This window comes from Candidatus Seongchinamella marina (assembly GCF_026262685.1).
Lineage (GTDB): Bacteria > Pseudomonadota > Gammaproteobacteria > Pseudomonadales > Halieaceae > Halioglobus > Halioglobus marinus.
In genome coordinates this window covers 436,256-455,445 of record NZ_SHNP01000002.1, presented here as the reverse complement: position 1 = coordinate 455,445, position 19,190 = coordinate 436,256, and the positions used below count along the sequence as shown (strand labels likewise).

The window sequence follows — 19,190 nt, the reverse complement described above, 5'->3', positions numbered from 1 at the left end:
CGTGTGTCTGGTCACAACTGCCGACAAAGTAACGCTTTCTATGCACTTGCTGTAATGCATTGCCATTTCACATGTGCCACACTTAATTTTTTGTGTCGACTGTATCGGCACGGCCCCGAAAACTATTGACGAGCAGCGAAGTGAAACCGACTGATATAAAAGACCCAGAGTATTTCCACAAGGTAGTTGACTGTCAGCACGCATGCCCCGCGCATACGCCAGTTCCGGAATACATTCGTTTGATTGCGGCAGAGCGCTACACGGATGCCTACATGATCAACTGGCAGTCCAATGTGTTCCCCGGAATACTGGGACGAACTTGCGACCGTCCCTGTGAACCGGCTTGTCGGCGCGGCAGGTTGGACGCAGATGAAGAGCCGGTTGCCATCTGTCGACTCAAGCGAGTTGCGGCCGATAAAAAAGATGATATCAGCGAACGACTACCCAGCATTCCGAAGAAGAAAAACGGCAAACGCATCGCTTTGGTTGGCGCAGGTCCGGCATCGCTCACCGTTGCCAGAGATCTCGCTCCGCTGGGCTACATCATCGATATCTACGATAACCAGTTTGCCGGCGGTGGAATGATGCGCAGTCAGATCCCCTCATTCCGGCTGCCCATTGATGTCCTGGATGAGGAAGTAAATTACATACTGGACATGGGGATTAACGCGACGTTCGATATAGAAGTAGACAGTTTGCGCGAGGTTTTGGATAAAGGTTACGACGCTGTATTCATTGGCACAGGAGCTCCTCGTGGCAAAGGTCTCAATTTGCCGGGACTGGAAGACGCCGCCGGCCACGTGCACCTGGGCATCGATTGGCTGTCAAGTGTTGCGTTTGAGCACACCGAAAAAATTGAACCCAGGGTGCTGGTATTGGGAGGCGGTAATACCGCAATGGACTGCTGCAGAACGTCGAAACGCCTGGGCGGAGATGACGTCCGAGTAGTGGTTCGTAGCCCCTTTGAGGACATGAAAGCCTCGCCGTGGGAAAAGGAAGATGCCATGCACGAGGGCATTCCTATATATAACAATCATGTACCAAAAGAGCTGGTTGTTGAAGACGGCAAACTCAAGGGCATGCATTTTGAAAAGGTAGAAGCGCAGTACGATGAGAGCGGCAAGCGTTCGCTTGTTCCCACGGATGAGCCCCTGGTATTTATGGAGGCGGATACCGTGTTAATGGCTATTGGCCAGGAAAACTCTTTTCCCTGGATAGAACGGGATCTCGGTATTGAGTTCGATAAGTGGGATATGCCAGTCGTCAATGATCAAACTTTCCAGTCTACTAACCAAAAAATATTCTTCGGAGGAGATGCGGCGTTCGGGCCTGAAAACGTAATAACCGCTGTTGCCCACGGTCATCAGGCAGCGGTCAGTATTGATTTGTATTGTCGCGGAGAAAGCGTGGCCGATAGGCCAGCGCCGGGGGTCACCCTGGCCAGCCAGAAAATGGGTGTACATGAGTGGAGTTATGATAACTCGGTGGAAATCGACAAGCGTTACGTTGTGCCACTTGCACCATTGAAAGAAACCTTAGCCGACCGAAAAATAGAAGTGGAATTGGGTTTTGATGCCACCACCGGATACAAAGAAGCTGAGCGTTGCCTTAACTGCGATATACAGACTGTCTTTGAAGAGGTTCGTTGTATTGAGTGCGACGCCTGTGTTGATATTTGTCCTACAGATTGTATTAGTTTTATTGCAAATCAGGAGGAAGAGCAGTTACGGGTTGCCCTTACTGCGCCTGCCAGTAATCTGGCTCAAGATTTATATGTCTCCGAAGAACTGCCCACGAAACGGGTAATGGTAAAGGATGAAAATGTGTGTCTGCACTGTGGATTGTGCGCCGAGCGTTGTCCCACCTCAGCCTGGGATATGCAAAAGTTCCTCTACAATGTCAGTAAAGCAGGCCAGTTATAATGAAACAAATAAAGTCCGTAAATGACTTCGTTATCAAGTTTGCTAACGTCAATGGTACCGGTTCGGCCAGTGCTAATAACCTGTTTGCCAAAGCCTTGTTCCGTATGGGGCTTCCAGTTAGCCCTAAAAATATTTTTCCGTCGAATATTCAGGGCCTGCCAACCTGGTATGAAGTTCGAGTCAGTGAGGCGGGTTACCTGGGTCGTCGTGGCGGCATCGATATCGCCTTGTCAGTGAATCCTCAAAGCATGGCCCAGGACATTAAAGAAGTTCGCTCTGGCGGCTATTTCATCTATGACAACACCAAACCACTGGACCTGCGCTTGGTGAGAGATGATGTCAATATTATCGGTATTCCCCTGACCCGAATTTGTAACGACGAGTACAAGGACCCCAGGCAACGTCAACTATTCAAAAATGTGATCTATGTCGGTGCGCTCGCCGCACTGCTGAATATGGATTTCAAAGTCCTTACCGATCTGGTGGGAGATCAGTTCAAAGGCAAGGAAAAACTGATTTTGCCGAATATCCATGCATTGGAATTGGGTCATCAATATGCCCGCTCCCAGTTTGAATGCCCCATTGGCATTCAGGTGAAAACTCTGGATTCGTTAGGCGACCAGATTCTAGTGGATGGCAACACTGCGCTGGGATTGGGTGCCGTTTATGGCGGTGCCACAGTAGCGGCCTGGTATCCGATCACACCTTCAACCTCGGTGGTGGACGCCTATGAAAAATATGCCCGCCGGGTTCGCATCGACGCGGGTACAGGGCACAAGAACTATGCCATCGTGCAGGCAGAAGATGAGCTATCTGCAATTGGTATGGTTATTGGTGCCAGTTGGAATGGCGCAAGGGCGTTTACCGCCACCAGCGGCCCTGGTGTTTCCCTGATGAGTGAGTTTCTGGGCCTCGCCTATTTTGCTGAAATTCCCACCGTTTTGTTTAATGTGCAAAGGGCTGGTCCGTCTACGGGCATGCCGACGCGAACACAACAGTCAGACATACTTTCTACTGCTTATGCATCGCATGGTGATACCAAGCAGGTGTTGCTGTTTCCCTCAACGCCCAGGGAGTGCTTTGATTTTGGTGCTCTGTCTTTCGATTTGGCTGAGCGCCTACAGACTCCCATTATTGTGATGACTGACCTTGATCTGGGAATGAATGACAACATGTCTGAGCCGCTGGCCTGGGATGATGCCCGCCGATATGACCGCGGCAAGGTGATGACTGCAGAGCAGTTGGAAGAGGGCGTAGAATTTGGCCGCTATCTTGATGTAGACGGCGACGCTATTAGCTATCGTACCTACCCCGGAACTCACCCTAATCGAGGCGCCTTTTTCACCCGTGGCACCTCCAGAGATGAATATGCTGTTTACACGGAGAAGGGCGAGGAATACGAAAAGAACATGCTGCGACTGATGCGCAAGTGGGACACTATCAAGGAGTACGTGCCAGAGCCTGAAGTGGTTGCTGCCAGCGAAGAAACCGATGTTGCGGTGCTTTACTTCGGTACCAGCGAGGCATCCTCCAGGGAAGCGCTGGACTATCTTGCCCAAGACGATGGCATTCATTTGGATGCTATGAGAGTCCGCTCTTTTCCCTTTAATGATGAGGTAAAAGCTTTCATTGAGGGGCACAGCCAGGTATTTGTGATTGAGCAAAACCGGGACGCCCAGCTGCGTACCTTATTGATGGCAGAGTTTGAGTTCGGCCCAGACAAATTGAAATCAGTGCTGTGCTTTGACGGCACACCCATCAGCGCCAGGAACATCCGCAAACAGATTAAGCAGTATCTCGATGGTGGCATGGTCATGCCTCTGCACCGCACCAAAATAGCCAGTTCGGCTGGAGAATAAGCGATGAGCTACCAGATCCCCAAGTTTCGACACCCGCAACTACCTGTTAACGACCTGGGTTACACCAAGGCCGATTATGAAGGTTCTATCTCCACCTTGTGCGCGGGCTGTGGACACGACTCCATCGCGGGCTCCATCGTCAAGGCCTGCCACGAGCTGTCTATTGAACCGCATAAAATTGCCAAGCTTTCGGGTATTGGCTGCTCTTCCAAGTCACCTACTTATTTTCTTGGTAAGTCGCATGGCTTCAATTCTGTACACGGACGCATGCCTTCTGTGGTGACAGGCGCGGCGATGGCTAATCGAAACCTTACCTATCTCGGTGTTTCCGGCGATGGCGATACAGCCTCTATTGGTATGGGGCAATTTGCACACGTTGCAAGGCGTAACCTGAACATGGTCTACATCGTGATGAACAATGGTTGTTACGGCTTGACCAAAGGGCAAGACTCGGCAACTGCAGACGAGGGCTCGGTGAGTAAAAAGGGTGATGCGAATATCTATAGCGCGATAGATCTTTGCGCTACTGCACTGCAGATGGGCGCAACGTTTGTTGCGCGCGGCTTTTCCGGGGACAAAGAACAGTTGGTGCCTTTGATCAAGGCCGCTGTTAGTCATCGAGGCTTTGCGCTTATTGATGTGGTTTCCCCATGCGTCACTTTTAATAACAACCCAGGTTCCACCAAGAGCTATGAGTTCGTGCGAGATCATGCTGAAGCGACGGGTACAGTGGATTTCGTACCCATGCGCAAAGAAATCACGACCGACTACATGCCTGGCTTCAGTCACGAGGTTACCATGCATGACGGCTCATCAATTCATCTGTATAAGATGGACGAGAACCTGGATCCTTTTGATCGCACGTCGGCACTAATCAGTATGGAGAAGCATCGAGCATCTGGGGATATTCTGACCGGGCTGATTTATATGGACAAGGATTCCCGTGATCTGCACGACGTGATGGAAACCTCCCGGCGACCCTTGAATACACTGGCCGAGGAAGATCTCTGCCCGGGCAACCAGATGCTCAAAAACATTAATGCGAGTTTGCGTTGATCGCTGAAAATCTAGCTTTGGCTTTGTGCGGGGCAGTGTCCTCCGGGATTGATGTCGATTAAGGTTGCCAGCGGCGCCACCACTGGCGCGTAAGTTATCCATTCATGCCACTTCCCAAGGCCGCTGTGATTCAGCGGGCCTTGGCGTGCTGTGCGTCCGGGTAATTATTGGCTTCAAGCCGTTTTGTAATTAAACTGTCACAATTCCATCATCTAATACCTGTATTCGCCAGAATTAGGAACGCCTTTAGCCATGTCTGAACCCACAGTACTGGTAGTCGAAGATGAGAAAGCGATACGCGACATGCTGCGAATGGCGCTGGAGGTTGCCAAGTATCGTTTTATCGAAGCTGAAAATATTCGTGATGCCCACGTTCTGATTGTCGATGAACGCCCTGATATTGTGTTACTGGACTGGATGTTGCCGGGTGGTAGTGGCCTGGAACTGTTGCGTCGCCTCAAGCGCGAGAACAATACCCGTGAAATTCCGGTGATCATGCTGACGGCAAAGGCCGCAGAGGACAATGTCATTCAGGGCCTGGAGGTTGGTGCAGATGATTATGTTACCAAGCCCTTTGCGCCTCGCGAACTCATAGCGCGGATACAAGCCTTGCTGAGGCGCTCCGCCAAAGACTCAGCACAAGATCGAATTGGGGTAAACGGCTTGGTGTTGGACAGCGATAGTCGTCGCGTTTTTGCGGGTGAAATCGCTTTGAATCTGGGGCCAACGGAGTTTAACCTGCTCCAGTTTTTCATGTCTCACCCGGAACGGGCTTATAGCCGCGGCCAGTTATTGGATCAGGTATGGGGCGCTAACGTCTACCTAGAGGAACGCACAATCGATGTGCATATTCGCCGATTGCGCAAAGCCTTACAGACTGATCATGCTGATTATGGCGAGCTGATACAGACTGTTCGTGGCATCGGCTATCGATTCTCATCCCGTGAACACTCATAAGGCGCAGTAATATCATATGGAGTGGTTGTCTGCAGTTTCCAAAGTCTTCTTCTTTATCGCTGCCGGTGGGGTGCTGGGGTGGTATTTGGGGGGGGCCATGGTCGGCGTCACTGTAGCCGCGCTGGCAGTCGTGTTTTTTTGGTCACGGCAGATGTGGCGGTTGGAGCATTGGCTGCGTGACACCAGTGACTCGCCGCCCGATGTCCCGGGCATTTGGGGAGAGATGGTCGCCCGCGTGTACAGGAAACATCGCTCCGCAGAGACCACCCAGAAGCGCTTGCAGTCGACCGTGGATTACTTACTTGATTCATTTTCAGCCATGCGTGACGGTGTGGTAATTGTCCATGGCAATGGCGCTATTCGCTGGTGTAACGAAGCTGCGCAAAGACTGTTAGGTTTGCAGCACCCGCAGGATATAGGCCAACTCATTACCAATCTGGTTCGCTTACCGGAGTTCAATGAGTATCTCGATTCAGGAGATTATGCAGAGCCCCTGGTTTTTGAAACAACAGGCGGCACCCGACTAAACCTGCGGATGGTCGTCACCCAGTTTTCCGATGGTGACACCTTGTTGTTTTTATCCGATGTGACAGAAGTGGTGCGCACCGAACAAATGCGTACCGACTTTGTGGGTAATGTTTCGCACGAACTGCGGACACCGCTGACGGTTATCACTGGGTATCTGGAGACCTTTTTAGGTGACGTTTCCAGTCTTCCTGAACCTTATGCACGCGGCCTTGAACAGATGGCAGGCCAGGCAAGACGAATGGAGAGCTTGCTCAAGGACCTGTTGTGGTTATCTAAAATCGAGTCAACCGAGCATCGCGTAAAGAACGATCAGGTTGACGTACCCGCGCTGCTTGTCGAACTGGCCGACGAGATTTCTTCCATTTATCCGGACAGACCTTTGCAGCTGGAAATCAGCTGTCAGGAGGGGATTTTAGGGGAATACCGAGAGCTTTATAGCGCGGTGTCCAACTTGGTATTGAATGGTTATAAATACAGTGGCCCTGATGGCCGCGTCTTTGCCTCATGGCGCGCAGAAGCGGGTTGTATCCGGCTTGATGTAGTTGATCAGGGTATTGGTATTGATCCGGTGCAGTTTCCAAGGCTAACGGAACGTTTTTATCGAGTGGACGAGAGCCGCTCATTAGCCAGTGGTGGGACAGGCTTGGGTCTGGCGATCGTGAAGCACGTGGCCACCGCACATGGAGCAGAATTGAAAATTGACAGTAAGCCAGGGCAGGGTAGTACGTTTTCCCTGATCTTTGCACATACGAACAAGCGTTAGAGGGCGTGACAATGTTGAAACAGGAAGATTACAAACAGCATATCTCTGAACAGTTTAATACTGAGTTGGAGGAAATCAAAAACCACCTGCTGGAAATGGGCGGTAAAGTTGAAAAACAGCTCATCGAAGCCGTTGAAGCAATGGTTAGCAGGAACACGAGTGTCGCGGAGGAAATTATCAGCCGCGATCACGAAGTTAACCAGATGGAAATGCGCATCGATGATGAGTGTGCGACGATTCTTGCTCGCAGACAGCCAGCCGCCAGTGATCTACGTTTGGTGGTGTCTGTGATCAAGGTGAACACTGACATCGAGCGTATCGGTGATGAAGCGGCCAAAATCGCCCGACAGGGTATTCGTCTCGCTGATGAGGGTGCGTCCCCCACTAATTTTGTTGAAATCCGGCACATCGGAAGTCACGTGGCTTCAATGCTGCATAAGGCATTGGACGCTTTTGCTCGACTGGACATGGACCTGGCTGTAGACGTCGTGAAGGAAGACAATGACGTGGATAAGGAATACGGCAGCGCCATGCGTTCACTGGTGACCTTCATGATGGAAGATCAGCGTAATATTGGGCCGATTCTCAATGAAATGTGGGCTCTGCGAAGTCTGGAGCGTATTGGTGACCATGCGGCTAACATCGCCGAACACGTAGTCTATCTGGTGAGGGGGCTCGACGTGCGCCATCAGGAGTCCATTGAGGAGTACATAGAGCAAGTTGATGAGCGGTGACGCGCTTGTTGAACGCTGTTCGATAATCTCCGACACATGGCATTACTGTCATATTTCCGTAACATTCCATCCATAGACTAGCCCCACTAACAAAGTTAACCGCCATGTGGCGCAATTTTTAGTGGAGTATCAATAAGTGATCAAGCAATTACTCGGCGCAATGGCGTTGGCAGTTGGGTTCAGCGGTGTCGCTAATGTTCAGGCTCAGGGACGGGATTCTGTGAGCATTGTAGGGTCATCAACCGTGTACCCGTTTGCAACAGTCGTAGCGGAGCGTTTTGGTCGTTCAACCAGTTTTAAGGCACCAAAAATCGAGTCAACAGGCTCTGGTGGCGGCTTAAAACTATTTTGTAAGGGTGTTGGCGCAGGGACTCCGGATATCACCAATTCCTCGCGCCGCATTAAGAAAAGTGAGTACGATGACTGCCAGAGTAATGGGGTTACTGACGTCATTGAAGTGTTGATTGGCTACGACGGTATTGCAATAGCAAATTCGCGCAGAGCACCCCAACTGGCTATTAGTCTGAAAGATCTCTACCTGGCACTGGCCAAGGATATTCCCGACGCTGACGGTCAATTAATTCCCAATCCACACCAGTCCTGGAACGACATAAACCCGACGCTTCCTGCCATCAAAATTGAAGTCATGGGCCCACCTCCAACATCCGGTACTCGAGACGCTTTTGCCGAGCTGGCACTGGGCGGTGGTGCTAAGTCCATACCAGCCCTAAAAACGCTGAGTGGCTTTGATAGCAGTCAGGAACAGGAAATCAAGAGCGCAATGGAGCAACTGGGAATTCCAGTGAGCGTTTACCAGGCCTATGTTGAAAGTAAAGGCAAAAAGCCAAAGGGCAAAGACATCTTCAAAACTGTCGCTTACTCGGTGCGCGAGGATGGTGCTTACATTGAGGCTGGCGAAAACGATAATTTAATCGTGCAGAAACTGGAGGCCAATCCCAATGCACTGGGGATCTTTGGCTTTAGCTTTCTTGATGAAAACGGGGACAAGGTTCAAGGCTCTGTGATCGATGGGATTGAACCCAGCTTCGATACAATTGCCGATGGCGATTACCCTGTGTCTCGCCCTCTATATTTCTATATTAAGTCCGCACACGTCGGTCGTATTCCCGGTATTCAGGAATATGCCATGGAGTTTGCTTCTGCCAAGGCCATGAGTGAGGACGGCTACTTACCGGAGAAAGGCTTGATTCCATTAAGCCAAGAAGAGCTTGCACAAGTGCAGGCAGACGTGAAGTCGCTTAAACGATTAGAGATGTAAGACAATTTTGGCACAGGATTATGGCAATTATATCGCTGCGACGCACTTTGCTGCGCGTTGTTAAATAAGAGTTCACGATGCAGACATCCACTGTATTTTTGACCTTGCTGGGGCTTTGCGCACTGAGTTTTTTTGTGGGCAGGCACCGGTCACGGATACTTGGCATGGCGGGTGGGGGACTTGGCAGTCTAAATTCGCTGCCCAAGCACTACGGCTATATGGCGGCACTGTGGGCTGGCCTACCTGCATTTTTTCTGTTCCTTGCCTGGCTGGCACTGGAAGGACATTTCATACAGAGCATGGTTGTAGCAAGTCTTCCGGCGGAAATACAGGCTATGTCAGATGACGAAATTGGGCTCTATTATAATCAATTGGTCGGTTATGCCCAGGGCAGCGTAGACCGCAGTATGCTAAATGAGGACCAAATTGCAGCGGCAAATAACTATCAGCAATTGGTCGCCAAGGGCCAAGCCATGAAATTTTTACTGGTGGGATCGTTGGCTGTATTGGGCGGTATGCTCGCCACAATTAGGGTGAGCCCTGAATTGCGAGCCCGTAATCATGTAGAAAACATTTTCAAATGGATTTTGTTTTCCTGTTCTTTTATCGCAGTGCTAACCACTCTGGGCATTGTGCTCTCCGTATTGTTTGAGGCGATTCGCTTCTTTCAGGTCATCACAATTAGCGATTTCCTGCTTGGTTTGCAGTGGAGTCCACAAATGGCAATTCGCGCAGACCAGGTAGGCGCTTCCGGCTCATTTGGCTTTGTGCCGCTGTTGGTTGGCACTTTGCTTATTTCCTTCGTGGCAATGTTCATTGCGGTTCCAATAGGCCTTATGTCCGCCATTTATTTGTCTGAATATGCCAGCCGGCGGTTTCGTGCTATCACCAAACCGGTGCTGGAAATTCTTGCGGGTGTCCCCACCGTGGTTTACGGATTCTTTGCCGCATTAACTGTCGCGCCTTTTATACGCGATTTGGGAGAAAGTCTTGGGCTGACAGTAGCCTCCGAAAGCGCACTGGCTGCTGGCTTGGTAATGGGCATTATGATTATCCCCTTTGTGATGTCACTCTCTGACGACATTATCAGTGCGGTGCCAGACAGCATGCGTGAGGCGTCCTTGGGTATGGGGGCGACCATGAACGAGACGATCCGGAAAGTGCTAATGCCTGCGGCTCTACCCGGTATTGTTGGTGGTATTTTGTTGGCTGTGTCCCGCGCCATTGGAGAAACCATGATTGTGGTTATGGCAGCCGGGTTGTCAGCGAAGTTAACTGTTAACCCGTTGGAGGCCGTTACCACGATTACTGTACAGATCGTCACTTTACTTGTCGGCGATCAAGAATTTGACAGCCCCAAGACCCTGGCGGCTTTCGCTCTGGGTCTGGTGCTATTTTTTGTAACGCTTTCGCTGAATGTGATTGCGCTTTATGTAGTGCGCAAATACCGGGAGCAGTATGACTAAGGACAGGTTCAAGAATACCGCATTGATCCAGGCGTCACTAAAAAAGCGCTACGCGCGTGAGCGGCGCTTCCAGATGTATGGAAAGCTAGCGGTCTTGGCCGGCTTTGTTTTTCTGTTTGTCCTGCTGTTCGATATTGTCAGCAAAGGGACACCCGCGTTTACCCAGCAGCACATCAGCATAGCGGTCAATATTGACGTCGATGCACTGGGAGTCAGCAGCACCGCAAGCCACGACGAAATATCCAAGGCGGATTTCTCGTCGCTAATTAAGTCGTCGTTGAGAGAGATGTTCCCTGATGTGAAGAGTAGGGGAGATAAACGACAGTTGTATCGACTGGTTAGTATCGGGGCTGAATACGACCTGCGGGATAAAGTTCTGGCAGACCCAACCCTGCTCGGTAAAAAGCAGGACATTTGGATGCTGGCGCACTCGCAAGCAGCGAGCTATTTAAAGGGACAGATAACCCGAGTCATCCCTGAAGCTGAGCGTAAAGTGAAGAACCAGCAAATGGACTGGCTGGATCGTTTGCGCGAACAGGGCCGAACAAAATCCTCGTTCAACACCACGTTTTTCACCTATGGAGATTCTCGAGAGCCGGAGTTAGCTGGTATTCGTGCAGCGTTGCAGGGTTCCTTATTCACTCTCATGGTGACATTTCTGCTGGCGTTTCCTATTGGTGTCTTTGCGGCGGTTTATCTGGAAGAGTTTGCGCCACGGAACCGACTGACAGACCTTATCGAAATTAACATTAACAATCTGGCGGCGGTTCCTTCCATTGTATTTGGCCTACTCGGGCTGGCGGTATTTATTAACTTTTTTGAATTGCCCAGATCCGCGCCACTGGTGGGCGGTATCGTACTGTCTCTGATGACCTTGCCAACCATTATTATTACCTCCAGGGCTGCAATACAGGCCGTATCGCCATCAATTCGGGAGGCGGCGCTGGGAGTAGGAGCGTCCAAGTTGCAAACAGTCTTTCACCATGTCCTGCCAGTAGCCATGCCAGGAATCCTAACCGGTTCTATTATCGGTATGGCCCAAGCCCTGGGTGAGTCCGCCCCATTATTAATGATAGGTATGGTGGCGTTTATTATGGATGTCCCGGGCGGAGTGACGGATTCGTCCACTGTATTGCCGGTACAAATTTATCTTTGGGCCGACAGTCCAGAGCGTGGGTTCACTGAAAAGACGTCCGCTGCAATCATGGTACTGATGGGATTTCTGATCCTGATGAATGCGCTGGCTATTATTTTGCGCAAACGATTCGAATTGAAATAGCGTAGTAGGTTAATGATGCAAGGATCTGAAAAAATGAATGCACCGCAATTAATGGCTCACGGGGCGGTGCCCAATGAAGCCGTGGGGCTGGATATTCACGCGCATTCAGATGTTTCCGATTACGAAATTACCGGCAAACCATTCGTTGATAATGCCAAAATGTCGGCACGGAATGTCAACGTATTTTACGGTGAGAAACGCGCCATTATGGATGTTTCGCTGGATGTTGGGGAAAACGAAGTCATTGCGATGATTGGTCCCTCTGGCTGCGGAAAATCTACTTTTTTGCGTTCTCTGAACCGAATGAACGACATCATTCCTATTTGTAAGCTCAAGGGAGATGTTTTTCTGGACGGGGAAAATATTTATGCCGGTAATCAGGATACTGTTCTGCTTCGAGCAAGGGTTGGCATGGTGTTTCAGAAGCCGAACCCATTCCCCAAATCAATCTATGAAAACGTCGCCTATGGGCCAAGAATTCACGGGCTTGCGCACAGCAAGGCAGAGCTTGATGAGATCGTTGAAAAAAGCCTGCGCAGAGCCAGCCTTTGGGATGAGGTAAAGGACGTTCTCGACCAGCCTGGAACCGGCTTGTCAGGAGGACAACAGCAGCGGCTGTGTATTGCTCGCGCTATTGCGGTGAGCCCGGAAGTTATTTTAATGGATGAACCCTGTTCAGCGCTTGACCCGATTGCTACGGCGCGCATTGAAGAGCTGATTGATGAGCTCAAAGAGCGCTTTACCATCGCAATCGTCACCCACTCTATGCAGCAGGCAGCTCGGGTATCCCAGCGCACCGCGTATTTTCACTTGGGAAAGTTGATTGAAGTGGGCGACACAAAACAGGTTTTTACCATGCCTGCTCACGAGTTAACGGAAAACTATATCACTGGGCGTTTCGGTTAGTTGAGCGGCAGTCTATGTACCAATTGTTTTCCACCTTTACCGTGATCTGTCACCAAATCGTCACAAATAATCCTTACTCTTTATCGAGTCCCAACCTTCCTAACTAAACGAGTGTTACTAGAGGAGTACCCTATGAAGCAGTTAATGAGTGTGGCGGTAGCCGCGGTTGTAGTTGGTATCAGTGGTTCTGTGCAGGCATCGGTATCCGACGCAGAGTGGGAACAGTTCAAGTCGCAGTTCGCCGACATGGCTTCGCGGGTGCAGGCATTGGAAGCAGAAAACGCCGCTCTGAAGCAGCAGGATACATTGCCACTAGAGAACCTTTCCCAGCTGCAGTCCGATGTTGCAACGCTGCAGTCTCAAAACAAAGCGTCTTCCTGGTCAGAGCAGGTCAAGATAAAGGGTGACTTTCGTTATCGCTATGAGGCTATCGATGTGGAAGACAGGGATAGTCGAGAGCGCAACCGAATTCGTGCCAGAGTGGCCATAGCTGCGCAGCTTCCGAGTGACACTGAAGTCGGTATCGGATTCGCTACTGGTGGCGATGATCCCGTATCAACTAACCAGACTCTTGGCGGCGGCGGCAGTACTAAAGACGTTCGCCTCGACAAAGCTTACTTTAAATGGAACGCCACAGCAGGACTTTATGTACAGGCTGGTAAGTTTTCTAACCCACTCTACAAGCCCCAGAAGAGCAGCCTGCTGTGGGACGGAGATTGGCGCCCGGAGGGCATCGGTGCCGGCTGGGCTGCAGAACACCTATTTGCAGCATTTATGGGTAACTGGCTGGAGAGCGACACCAAAAACCGCAACGACACATTCTCCTACAGCTTGCAGGGCGGCACAAAATTCAGTTTGGGTGAGGCAAAGCTGACTGCGGCACTGGCCTATCACAACTTCCCAACGCGCGGAGCCACACCGTTTTATGGTGACGATGACGATCCTGACTTTTTTGGGAACAGCTCTGTAGCTGGTGTTTATCTTTACGACTATGAAATGCTCGAGGTTGGCGCAGATCTGGCGATGAATGTGTTTGATATGCCGCTGAGTATTTACGCCAATTATGTGAATAATCAGGATGCCGATGACTATAACTCCGGTTGGTTGGCAGGCATCAGCCTTGGCAAGGCCAGCGGCAAGGGCACCTGGGGTGTCGGCTATCAGTACCGGGACCTGGAAGCGGACGCAGTTTTAGGCCTGCTCAGTGATTCCGACTTCGCTGGGGGCGGTACTGATGGTAAAGGCCATATCCTCTCGGGCGCCTACGGTATCAATAAACAATGGAGCCTGGGGCTTACCTGGTTTCTTGACAATGAAGCCGGCGAAAAAAATCTGGCTGATCGGGGCGGCGCCATTAGCTACGATCGCATCATGCTGGACACCAAGTTCAAGTACTAGCGCTGGTATCTTGGAACTTAAATGGGTTCGCCCCAGGGCGTTGTTGATGTCACGGATACGCGGTGCGACAGCGTCCTGTTCAGGTTTTGATCGTCCTTTTAGGTCGGGTGCCGCAATCGGTTAATTTTTGTGTCTGAATTTTTACCGTAACAGTTGCAATGCCCGTTTTGTCCCTTATAATGCGCGCATCTGGCCTAGCCAGGTTGTTATGTCCCGTTCGTCTAGTGGTCCAGGACCCCGCCCTTTCACGGCGGTAACAGGGGTTCGAACCCCCTACGGGATACCATATTTAAGAAACCCGGCTTTGCCGGGTTTTTTTATGCCTAGCGAAAGGGCTACACTCCCATATTGGATAAAGCAAAGGACACAGTCTCCATGAGCCGTTTCTGGAGTGACCTGGCAAACAAGCTGACACCTTATGTCCCCGGCGAACAGCCCACGGGCAAACAGCTGGTGAAGCTCAATACCAATGAGAATCCCTACGAGCCGTCGCCGGGTGTGCTGAAGGCTATAGCCGCCACCACCGGCGACAGCCTCAGGCGGTATCCTGATCCCGACTCCTCTCAGTTGCGAGCAGCCTATGCCGAAAGGGAAGGCCTGGCTGCAGGTCAGGTGTTTTTGGGCAACGGCTCTGACGAAGTGTTAGCTCACACTTTTCAGGCATTGCTCAAGCATTCGCGGCCCCTGTTGTTTCCCGACATCAGCTACAGTTTCTACCCGGTGTGGTGCAAGTTGTATGAGGTGCCGTATCGCACCGTTCCATTGACAGAGGACTTTCGGGTCGATGTTGATGCCTACGCTGGCGACAATGGTGGCATCCTGATCCCTAATCCCAATGCGCCTACTGGGGTGCTACTGCCGCTGGAAAAGATAGAGCGCCTGCTCGCTAACAACCCTGATTCCGTGGTTGTTATCGATGAAGCATATATCGATTTTGGTGGCACGTCGGCCACCACACTCATCGGCCAATACGACAACCTGCTGGTGATTCAAACCGCTTCCAAGTCGAGATCTCTCGCCGGATTGCGCGTAGGTGTGGCCTTTGGTTCTGTTGATCTGATAGACGGGCTGGTCAGGGTGAAAGACTCTTTCAACTCCTATCCTATGGATGTCGTGGCCCAGCAGGCAGCGCTGGCATCTTTAGCCGATGAATCCTGGTTTCTCAATGGCTGTCAGCAGGTCATGGACACTCGTGAGAGAGTTTCAGAGCGGATGCGGGCGATGGGTTTTGATGTCTTACCCTCCGCCGCTAACTTCATCTTTAGTCGACATCCGGCGCATAGTGCAGAGGCACTTTTTTGCGCACTGCGTGACCGGGGTATTATCGTTCGCTACTTCGACAAACCGCGAATTAGTGAGTTCCTGCGAATCAGTATAGGCACCGACGAAGCCATGAATATGCTATTAAATGCCCTTGAGGAGATACTCAACTGAGCCGCGCTCTCTTTTGGGCTGGGATTGAGGTCGCGTATTAAAGCTTTTTCAGCACGACGCTACCAATGGAGTAGCCTGCGCCGAACGAGCACAATACGCCCAGATCTCCACTGATCAGGTCGGCGCGATGTTTGTGAAAAGCAATAACCGAACCTGCTGAGCTGGTGTTGGCATATTCATCCAGAATGGTTGGGGATTCGTCTGCCGTAGCCTCTCGTCCCAGAACTCGCTTGGAGATCAACAGGTTCATGCTCAGGTTAGCCTGGTGCAGCCACATGCGTTTGAGCTGATCCGGGTTGATGCTCAGCTTCTCCAATTGACCGGAAATTTGGCTCGCAACGGCAGGGCACACTTCCTTGAAAACCTTGCGGCCTTCCTGCACGAACAATTTGTCTATCTGGCCGACACCGGATTCATCACCACGATTCAAGAAACCAAAATTGTTACGAATATTATTTGAATAAATGGTTTGTAATTTGCTGTCTACGATCAAGAATTGCTCACCGGATTCAGCGCTATCAGTTCGCTCGACGATAACCGCGGTGCATACGTCACCGAAAATAAAATGCGAATCACGGTCCTGGAAGTTTAGGTGACCACTGCAAATTTCCGGATTTAACATCAGTACGCAGCGAGCACTCCCCGAAGAAACCATGTCTCGGGCCTGTTGGATACCGAAGGTGGCTGAAGAGCAGGCGACATTCATATCGAAGCCATAGCCCTCAATGCCTAAAGCATCCTGAATTTCTACTGCAATGGCGGGGTAGGCGCGCTGCAGGTTGGAACAGGCGACAATGACCGCGTCTATGTCAGCGGCGGTCTTGCCTGCTTGCGACATTGCTTCGAGTGCGGCAGTTACGGCCATCTCGCACTGTATAGATTGAGTATCATTTGGTCGATCAGGGAGACTGGGTACCATTCGCGCTGGATCAAGAATCCCTTCTTTGTCCATCACGTAGCGAGACTTGATGCCTGATGCTTTCTCAATAAATTCAGCTGATGAGGGGTCTAAAGCAGGCATTTCGCCGACTGCGATCGCATCTGCGTTGTCACGATTATGTGCTTCAACGTAGGCATTGTAGGACTGAACCAACTCTTCATTGCTAATAGATTGGCTGGGTGTGTAAAGGCCTGTACCGCTGATAACAATGTCGTTCATGGAGCCTTCCTGATATTTCGATGCAATAAAAAAGCCGCTCAGGCGGCTTTTTGATGAAAGTGACCCGCTTAGTCGAGATTATCTCCTGACACAGGGGCGGCTACAAGAACCCTATTAGCGTTTATCAATTTCAGTGTAGTCTCGTTGGGTGTGACCCGTGTAAAGCTGACGAGGGCGCCCGATACGGTAGCTACCACTGATCATCTCGTGCCAGTGTGCAATCCAGCCTACCGTGCGTCCAACGGCAAAAATGACGGTAAACATGCTGGTGGGAATCCCGATAGCCTTGAGGATAATGCCGGAATAAAAATCAACGTTGGGGTAAAGCTTTCTTTCGATGAAGTATTCATCTTCCAGCGCAATTTCTTCGAGCCGTTTGGCAATGGCCAATAAAGGGTCCTCTTCGAGGCCCAATTCAGCCAAAACATCATCTGCAGCCTCTTTCATTACTTTGGCGCGAGGATCGAAGTTTTTGTAGACCCGGTGCCCAAAGCCCATGAGGCGGAAGGGGTCTTCCTTATCCTTGGCGCGCGCAACGAACTCGTCAATACGGGAGACATCACCGATTTCTTCCAGCATATCCAGCACAGCCTCGTTAGCGCCTCCGTGTGAGGGGCCCCATAGGGCAGCAATACCAGCAGCAATGCAGGCGAAGGGGTTGGCGCCGGAGGAACCTGCCAGTCGCACCGTCGATGTGGACGCGTTTTGCTCATGATCAGCGTGCAGCAGGAAGATACGGTCCATGGCCTTGGCCAGAACCGGGCTGACGTTGCTTTTCTCGCAGGGCACGCCAAACATCATGTGAAGAAAGTTTTCAGCGTAGCTCATGCTGTTATCGGGGTACATGAAAGGCTGACCGATTGAGAATTTGTAGCTCATTGCTGCGATAGTTGGCATTTTGGCTATCAGGCGAAAGGCAGCAATTTCGCGGCTGCGCTCATCAGAAATATCCAGCGAGTCATGGTAAAAGGCAGAGAGTGCGCCAACCACGCCACACATAATGGCCATCGGGTGGGAATCACGACGGAAGCCGTTGAAAAAATGGGCTAGTTGTTCGTGAACCATGGTATGGCTGGTGACAGTGCGGACAAACGACTCTTTTTCTTCTTCAGAGGGAAGTTCACCGTAAAGAAGCAGGTAGCAGGTCTCAAGATAGTCGGAGTGCTCGGCCAGCTGTTCAATGGGGTAGCCGCGGTGCAACAGGACGCCTTTGCCGCCATCGATATAGGTAATCTGTGATTCGCAAGCGGCGGTAGAGACAAAACCCGGATCGTAAGTGAACAAGCCCTGCCCGGTGAGGCTGCCCACATCTACAACGTCTGGCCCCAGCGTCCCTGAATAAATCGGTAGGTCAATAGCCTCGTCAATTCCATCGATAGAAAGAGTGGCTTTTTTGTCGCTCATAAAGGGGTCCTGCTTGATATATCTATGGGGTGCTCACTATAAAGTCTCAATGCTTTTTGTCAATCGGCCTAAGGCTAAAGTCGGCTATCTTGCGAGCGAAAAGACGCTAAAATCCAGGAACCGGTTTTTAGATGATCGCCGAAGATGGAAACAAATCAATTTATCTCGACAAACTCGATCTCAAGTTTGTAATTGATACGCTAAGTCCTTATAATTTCGCGCGTTTTAACTGCTCACTCTTTTTAAGCTGAGTGATCTGCAGCAGGCAGCTAAGCCGTACACACTTATCGCCTATTGGCATCAATGATGGTATCCAAAGTGAAAGATAATCGCCCCGTTAATCTGGACATCGGCACCATGCGACTTCCTATCACCGCGTGGGCGTCGATTACCCACCGCGCCACTGGCGTGATCCTTTTCGTCGGCATGGGCATTTTGCTCTGGCTGCTGGATACCAGTCTCGCCGGCCCGGAAGGATTCGCGTTCGTGCAGGAAAGTTTGGGCGGTTTCGTTGCCAAGTTTGTGATCTGGGGACTGGTCACGGCCCTGATTTATCACTCTCTGGCCGGTGTTAAACACTTAATCATGGATTTTGGGGTGGGGGAAACAATGGAAGGAGGCATTCTTGGTGCCCGGATCGTCATCGCCCTGTCTGTCGTGCTCTCTCTGCTTACGGTGATCTGGATATGGTAAAGTCAGTAACAAGTTTTGGTCGTTCCGGCCTGTCAGATTGGCTCCTGCAGCGCGTTAGTGGTGTCATTCTTCTTGCTTATGCAATTTGCCTTGGCGGCACTCTCGTCATCGGTGTTAATTACGCCCAGTGGCAAGCTATGTTTGCAAGTACGGGCATGCGCGTCTTCACATTGCTGGCCATTTTGTCCCTCGCAGCGCACGCATGGATCGGCATGTGGGCCGTTGGAACCGACTACTTGACTGAGCGCATGTTGGGCACCAAAGGAAATATATTGCGTTTGGCTTTTCAAATTGGTTGCAGTCTGGCGATCTTTGTTTATGTGATCTGGGGAACCCAGATCCTCTGGGGTTAA

At 51.0% G+C, this 19,190-nt stretch carries 16 protein-coding genes and 1 tRNA gene; 15 read left to right on the top strand and 2 right to left on the bottom strand.

Annotated features, from left to right (window positions below; genetic code table 11):
- Positions 1-140: 140 nt before the first annotated feature.
- The 13 genes from EYC87_RS07030 (at position 141) to hisC (ending at position 15,581) form a co-directional block, all read left to right on the top strand.
- Positions 141-1,922 carry an FAD-dependent oxidoreductase gene (locus tag EYC87_RS07030; protein WP_279252251.1) on the top strand — a complete coding sequence of 594 codons (1,782 nt, stop codon included), beginning with the start codon at positions 141-143 and terminating at the stop codon, positions 1,920-1,922.
- Positions 1,922-3,781, top strand: coding sequence for a 2-oxoacid:acceptor oxidoreductase subunit alpha (locus EYC87_RS07025; RefSeq protein ID WP_279252250.1), 1,860 nt, complete (start codon positions 1,922-1,924; stop codon positions 3,779-3,781). The genes EYC87_RS07030 and EYC87_RS07025 overlap by 1 nt, the downstream gene beginning before the upstream one ends.
- A gap of 3 nt (positions 3,782-3,784) precedes the next feature.
- Positions 3,785-4,837 carry a 2-oxoacid:ferredoxin oxidoreductase subunit beta gene (locus tag EYC87_RS07020; RefSeq protein ID WP_007227890.1) on the top strand — a complete coding sequence of 351 codons (1,053 nt, stop codon included), beginning with the start codon at positions 3,785-3,787 and terminating at the stop codon, positions 4,835-4,837.
- A 252-nt stretch (positions 4,838-5,089) separates the two neighbouring features.
- Positions 5,090-5,794: a phosphate regulon transcriptional regulator PhoB gene (gene phoB, locus EYC87_RS07015; protein WP_279252249.1), complete on the top strand. Its 705-nt coding sequence runs from the start codon at positions 5,090-5,092 to the stop codon at positions 5,792-5,794.
- Between the two features lie 16 nt (positions 5,795-5,810).
- The gene (phoR, locus tag EYC87_RS07010; protein ID WP_279252248.1) at positions 5,811-7,085 is read left to right on the top strand and encodes a phosphate regulon sensor histidine kinase PhoR; all 1,275 of its coding nucleotides are present in this window, start codon (positions 5,811-5,813) and stop codon (positions 7,083-7,085) included.
- 11 nt (positions 7,086-7,096) lie between these two features.
- Complete coding sequence (gene phoU, locus EYC87_RS07005) at positions 7,097-7,819, top strand: phosphate signaling complex protein PhoU (protein ID WP_279252247.1); 723 nt, start codon at positions 7,097-7,099, stop codon at positions 7,817-7,819.
- 139 nt (positions 7,820-7,958) lie between these two features.
- Entirely contained in the window at positions 7,959-9,098 is a 1,140-nt protein-coding gene (locus EYC87_RS07000; RefSeq protein WP_423243966.1) for a substrate-binding domain-containing protein, read from the top strand.
- Between the two features lie 77 nt (positions 9,099-9,175).
- Positions 9,176-10,564, top strand: coding sequence for a phosphate ABC transporter permease subunit PstC (pstC, locus tag EYC87_RS06995; protein WP_279252246.1), 1,389 nt, complete (start codon positions 9,176-9,178; stop codon positions 10,562-10,564).
- Complete coding sequence (pstA, locus tag EYC87_RS06990) at positions 10,557-11,843, top strand: phosphate ABC transporter permease PstA (protein WP_279252245.1); 1,287 nt, start codon at positions 10,557-10,559, stop codon at positions 11,841-11,843. Before pstC ends, pstA begins: the two co-directional genes overlap by 8 nt.
- Before the next feature lie 159 nt (positions 11,844-12,002).
- Positions 12,003-12,749: a phosphate ABC transporter ATP-binding protein PstB gene (pstB, locus tag EYC87_RS06985; protein WP_279252477.1), complete on the top strand. Its 747-nt coding sequence runs from the start codon at positions 12,003-12,005 to the stop codon at positions 12,747-12,749.
- Positions 12,750-12,881: 132 nt separating this feature from the next.
- Positions 12,882-14,147 (top strand): putative porin, encoded by a 1,266-nt coding sequence (locus EYC87_RS06980; RefSeq protein ID WP_279252244.1) that lies wholly within the window; start codon positions 12,882-12,884, stop codon positions 14,145-14,147.
- 210 nt (positions 14,148-14,357) lie between these two features.
- Positions 14,358-14,433: transfer RNA gene (locus tag EYC87_RS06975), tRNA-Glu, on the top strand.
- 89 nt (positions 14,434-14,522) lie between these two features.
- Positions 14,523-15,581: a histidinol-phosphate transaminase gene (gene hisC, locus EYC87_RS06970; protein ID WP_279252243.1), complete on the top strand. Its 1,059-nt coding sequence runs from the start codon at positions 14,523-14,525 to the stop codon at positions 15,579-15,581.
- A gap of 37 nt (positions 15,582-15,618) precedes the next feature.
- On the opposite strand, the gene EYC87_RS06965 is transcribed toward hisC, so the two are convergent.
- A complete protein-coding gene (locus tag EYC87_RS06965) occupies positions 15,619-16,740 on the bottom strand; it encodes a beta-ketoacyl-ACP synthase III (protein WP_279252242.1) in 1,122 nt (373 codons plus the stop codon).
- Between the two features lie 114 nt (positions 16,741-16,854).
- Positions 16,855-18,144 (bottom strand): citrate synthase, encoded by a 1,290-nt coding sequence (gltA, locus tag EYC87_RS06960; protein ID WP_279252241.1) that lies wholly within the window; start codon positions 18,142-18,144, stop codon positions 16,855-16,857.
- 318 nt (positions 18,145-18,462) lie between these two features.
- Here gltA and sdhC point away from each other — a divergent pair, with 318 nt between their 5' ends.
- On the top strand, positions 18,463-18,837 hold the full coding sequence (gene sdhC, locus EYC87_RS06955) for a succinate dehydrogenase, cytochrome b556 subunit (RefSeq protein ID WP_423243963.1): 375 nt from the start codon (positions 18,463-18,465) through the stop codon (positions 18,835-18,837).
- A complete protein-coding gene (sdhD, locus tag EYC87_RS06950; protein WP_279252240.1) occupies positions 18,831-19,190 on the top strand; it encodes a succinate dehydrogenase, hydrophobic membrane anchor protein in 360 nt (119 codons plus the stop codon). The genes sdhC and sdhD overlap by 7 nt, the downstream gene beginning before the upstream one ends.